This is a genomic window from Clostridium sartagoforme AAU1 (genome assembly GCF_000401215.1).
Classification (GTDB): domain Bacteria; phylum Bacillota; class Clostridia; order Clostridiales; family Clostridiaceae; genus Clostridium; species Clostridium sartagoforme.
The window spans coordinates 1-4,897 of the sequence record NZ_ASRV01000230.1 but is presented as its reverse complement, the minus strand read 5'-3'; the positions used below and the strand labels follow the sequence as shown (position 1 = coordinate 4,897).

The 4,897-nt window shown below is 28.0% G+C and carries 3 protein-coding genes and 1 pseudogene; all 4 read right to left on the bottom strand.

Translation table 11 applies throughout. The annotated features are described in order from the left end of the window. Nucleotides 1-278 (bottom strand): hypothetical protein (locus tag A500_RS18070; RefSeq protein ID WP_016209017.1); only part of this gene is annotated, 278 nt, incomplete at its 3' end. Nucleotides 279-623: 345 nt separating this feature from the next. Next, entirely contained in the window at nt 624-1,352 is a 729-nt protein-coding gene (locus A500_RS18065) for an HAD-IB family hydrolase (RefSeq protein WP_016209016.1), read from the bottom strand. A 108-nt stretch (nt 1,353-1,460) separates the two neighbouring features. After that, nucleotides 1,461-3,124, bottom strand: a pseudogene (locus tag A500_RS18060) (ribonuclease J). A gap of 90 nt (nt 3,125-3,214) precedes the next feature. Beyond that, nucleotides 3,215-4,723, bottom strand: a complete 1,509-nt coding sequence (locus A500_RS18055; RefSeq protein ID WP_016209013.1) for a DUF1846 domain-containing protein — start codon at nt 4,721-4,723, stop codon at nt 3,215-3,217. Nucleotides 4,724-4,897 lie beyond the last annotated feature (174 nt).

Sequence of the window (4,897 nt, the reverse complement as noted above, 5' to 3'; positions counted from 1 at the left end):
TTAATTTTAAAAGCTATTTTTTGAACATATTTTTTCTTATCTTTTATATAGCTTTTTTCATATTCTAATTTTAATTTTAGTAATTCTAAAATAGAATACTTTTTCCCTAAAACTTCTATACATGAATATTCATTTTGAAAAGCACTTTGCAGTATAAAAAGTGCCAATTCATTATCACTTCTTATACTTTTTAAAAATTCTTTTCCCCCTGCTATTTCAATAGCCTTTTTTAGCTGCTTTAGCTTTTCTTCTATAAGTTTATTATCAATAGTTATCATAGTACTCCCCTTTGTTATATTTTGCAAAGCAAAATAGTAAAAAGTGAAAGAGTTAAGAGAGAAAAAAGTTAATGAACATCTACTTCTGGTAAACTTCAGTAGATGGGCTTTCATACTAAGTTCAGTTATCGTTACACTCAACCTCACTAAGTATTCGTCAAATGAACATCTCCTTCAGTCAATCTTCAGTAGATGGGCTTTCATACTAAGTTCAGTTATCGTTACACTCAACTTCACTAAGTATTCAATGCCTTGCAACGACTAAATTTAAGTTTTGCACAGCAAAACATCCTTACCTTTTCACTCTTTCACTATTAACTTTTCACTTAAAAATTGCTTCGCAATTTATAAAATGTTTATGCAATTTATATCTAAATTATAAGTTACATCTTTACGTTCTACAATGATTTTTATCTTTTCTTTTATTTCTTCATCTTCCATAACTTTGCTTAAGAGTTCCTTTGTTGGATTTATTGCATATGGTATACCTACTGATTTGAACATACTTATATCTCCGGATGTGTCTCCATAGGCATAGCTTTTACTTAAATCAATATTATATTTTTGTTGAAATTCATTAATTGAATTTAACTTACTTTCATGATCCCACATAGGAATTACATCACCACTATACTTATTATTATTATCTAGTTCATAAACTGTTCCTTTATAATCATCCATATTATACTTCATAGACATTTCTTTTACTAATTCACTTGGAGAGCCTGATATTGCAATTACTATATGTCCTTGATCTTTGTGCCACTTTATTCTTTCTCTACTAAAAGTGTACACTCTATCTCCCTTTTGTTCTATAACTTTTTTAGCTATATAATCTATATGATACTTATCTATTCCTTTTATTGCTTCAACATAAACATCTACCATTTTTAGTAGATAGGTATCGTAATCACCTTGTCTTTTATCCCATTTTATGTATGAAGGTCTTACGTCTTTATACCATTTATTTTCGCTGACTAGTTCATATTTTATTATTTTTTTAAATACTTCTGTAATTAAACCTTCTCTGTATATAGTCCCATCAATATCAAAAAATGCTGCTACGTTTTTCATAAAACCCCTCCTATTTACTTTTTAATATCTATTATATATATGATTCAATTAAAAATCTACAATAATATTATATTAAAATAACTTATTATTGTAGATTTTTATCTTATATTAAATTTCCATAATTATTGGGATTATTGTAGGCCTTCTTTTTGTTTTGTCATAAATATATCTTTCTAAAGCTTTTTTAACATTTGTTTTAATTAAGTACCACTCTATAATTTTATCATCTAACAATTTTGAAGTTCTTCTGTTGCAATTTGTTTTAACTCCTTAATTAGTTCTTCTGATTCTTTCACATATACAAAGCCTCTTGTTATTATATCTGGTCCTGCAATTATACTGTAACTTTCTTTTTCTATTGTTACAACAATATTTACTAATCCATCTTGTGCTAAATGCTTTCTATCTCTTAAAACAAGACTTCCTACATCTCCTACTCCTAATCCATCTACCAAAACAGTTCCACTAGTTACTTTGCCGCATATTTTAGCAGATTCTTGCTTTATCTCTAGTACGTTTCCAACTTCTAATATGAATATATCCTTAGATTCCATACCAAGACTAATTGCTAAATCTTTATGATGTTTTAGATGTCTATATTCTCCATGAACAGGCATAAAGTATTTTGGCTTTATAAGTGTGTGCATCAATTTTAACTCTTCTCTATAGGCATGCCCTGATACATGGACTTCTTCTAAATCTTCATAAATAACATCCGCACCTTTTTTAAATAACTGATTTATTACTTTTGAAATTAGTTTATCATTACCTGGTATTGGGGATGCTGAGATTATAAATAAATCATCTCTTTCTATTTTTATTTTTCTGTGGTTTCCAAAAGCTATTCTTGCTAAGGCTGCCATAGGTTCACCTTGACTTCCTGTTGTAATAATTGTTATATTTTCATTTGAATAATTTTTTATATCGTCTATTTCTACTAACATATCATCTGGAATATGAAGATATCCAAGTTCTTTTGCTGATTTCGAAATATTTTCCATGCTTCGACCTGAAAAAGAAACTCTTCTATTATTTTCTATTGACGCATCTATTATTTGCTGCATTCTATGTATATTAGATGCAAATGTCGCTACAATTATTCTCCCCTTTGCACTTCTAAAGATTCTTCTGAATGTGTTTCCTATTGATTTTTCTGACATTGTATATCCTGATCTTTCAACATTAGTACTGTCGGCCATTAATAAAATAACGCCCTCTTTTCCTATACTTGAAATTCTATTTATATCTATGACTTTTTCATCTATAGGTGTTAAATCTATTTTAAAATCACCAGTATGAAATATAACCCCAAGTGGGGTTTTTATAGCTAAACAGCAAGATTCTGCTATACTATGTGTACTTTGGATAAACTCAATGCTTATATTTTCTAAATCAACATTTTCTCCTGGATTTACACTAATCAAATTACTGGTTTCTATTAAGTTATGCTCTCTTAATTTATTTTCAATAATAGCTAAGGCCAATCTTGTTCCATATATGGGTACATTTAACTGTTTTAATATATATGGAATTGATCCAATATGATCTTCATGAGCATGTGTAATAAAAAATCCCTTTACCTTATCTTTGTTTTGAATTAAATATGTTATGTCTGGAATTATTAAATCTACTCCATACATTTCTTCATCTGGAAATGCAACTCCACAATCAACTACTATTATTTCTTCACCAGCTTCTATTGCTGTAATATTTTTTCCTATTTCTCCTACTCCACCTAAAGGAATAATTTTAACAGATAAATCATTATTCATTGAAAAACCCTCCTAATCTATTAAAAATAGTATTCCCTAAATTTTTAATTTAAATAATAAAAACCATCCTTTAAAAGATGGTTTTTATTACTAATTATTATAATATAAATTTTCACTTTGATATTCAGCATCACAAGTTATATCTATTCCAAGCCTTCTGAAGGTTTGTTCATCATTAGTTGGTATAATAGTTGTAGAGTGTGCTTGGCATCCCTTTAACATAGTCAGTTTTTCAAGGGCAACCTGTGCTGTAGGATTAGTTGCTGCACATATGCTTAAGGCTATTAATATTTCTTCACAATTTAAAACTGTATTATTTATTCCTAAAGTTTTCAATTTCAAATTTTTTATTGGTTCTAATATTACAGGTGAAATAAGATGAATTTCATCTGATATATTTGCAAGATGCTTTATTGAATTTAATATTACAGCTGCAGATGCATCCATTAATTCTGAGCTCTTTCCTGTTATTATATTTCCATCTTCAAGTTCTAATGCAACTGATGAGATCCCATCGTTTTTCCCTTGCAGCTTTCTTTGTTTAGCTAAATAATCTCTTGCTGGAATTACAACATTTCTGTCAGTTTCCTTTAAGCTTAGTTCTTCCATAATTAACTTAGCTCTATCTGATGTTTCTTTATCTATATATCCTTTTTTATATTCACAAGTAGTTTTAAAATATCTTCTTATTATTTCTTGCTTAGAAGCTTCTTTTATTACTTCATCATCTATAATTCCATAACCAACTCTATTTACTCCCATATCAGTAGGAGATTTATATACTGATTCCTCTCCAGTAATTTTCTCAATTATTCTTTTTAATACCGGAAAACTTTCTATGTCTCTATTATAATTTACAGCTACCTTATTATAAGCATCAACGTGAAATGAATCTATCATATTTACATCTTTCAAATCAACAGTAGCAGCCTCATATGCTATGTTTAAGGGGTGCTTTAATGGAACATTCCAAACTGGAAAAGTCTCAAATTTAGAGTATCCAGCAACATTTCCTCTTTTATTTTCGTGATATAATTGACTTAAACAAGTCGCAAGCTTACCACTTCCTGGGCCTGGTGCAGTAACAACTACTATAGGCTTAGTTGTTTCTATATATGGATTTTTTCCATATCCTTCTTCACTTACTATAGTATCAACATCAGTTGGGTATCCTTTTGTAGCCTCATGCTTATAAACTTTTATTCCTCTTCTTTCTAGCTTATTTATAAAAACAGTAGTAGCTGGTTGTCCATCGTATCTTGTTATAACTACACTATTTACATCAAGTTCATATGTTCTTAAATCATCTATTAATCTTAATACTTCTAAATCATATGTAATACCAAAATCTCCTCTTATTTTATTTCTTTCTATATCTCCTGCATAAACACAAATAACAACTTCAACTTTTTCTTTTAATTTTTGAAGAAGCTTTATTTTAGCATTTTCATCAAATCCCGGCAAAACTCTTTTTGCATGTAGATCAAACATAAGTTTTCCACCAAATTCTAAATATAATTTATCATAATTATTAACTCTTTCTAGTATATATTTAGATTGTTCTTCAAGATATTTTTTATGGTCAAATCCTATTTTCATTTTATTGCCTCTCTTCTTTTATTCTTTATGTTCTTCACTAAAAACTAATTATACATTAAAAATTTTTATCTTTCTATAATAAGTTATATTAAAAGTATATGTTAATCTTTTTTATTAAAAATTATAGTTATATATTTTATAATGAATTATACAAAAAGCATGATGCTTATTTTA